The organism is Alexandriicola marinus (genome assembly GCF_004000435.1).
GTDB lineage: Bacteria > Pseudomonadota > Alphaproteobacteria > Rhodobacterales > Rhodobacteraceae > Alexandriicola > Alexandriicola marinus.
In genome coordinates this window covers 1-321 of the sequence record NZ_RBVZ01000087.1, presented here as the reverse complement: position 1 = coordinate 321, position 321 = coordinate 1, and the positions used below count along the sequence as shown (strand labels likewise).

Here is a 321-nt window from a genome sequence, read left to right as displayed (position 1 = left end):
TCCTGGTCATGGAGAGCGACGGCTCTCTGACCCCGTCGCGGTCTCAGAGCGGTTTTGCCAGGAACTACAATGACGGCGTTGGTCAGGGTTCGGCAGCCGACGAACTTGCGATTGTCGGCAGCGATGAAACTGTGCCAAAGAGAGAAGCGATGCGCTTTGCAGCCCGTGTCGGTCCGGCACCCCTGCCCCGCGCCGATGTCCTAAACGCCATAGAGACCACGGCCCTGCGTTATGCCAGCCACCCCGGCCTAAGGCGCGCGGAGCTTTCCGTCACGGACTGGCTGAGCCTCTACCGCGCCAATATCGAGGTTGAGAGCGCCT

Annotated in this window: 1 pseudogene; it reads left to right on the top strand. The window is 62.9% G+C overall.

Annotation, left to right across the window (positions count from 1 at the left end):
* Nucleotides 1-2 precede the first annotated feature (2 nt).
* Nucleotides 3-321, top strand: a pseudogene (locus EP376_RS23465) (lytic transglycosylase domain-containing protein); the annotation flags it as partial.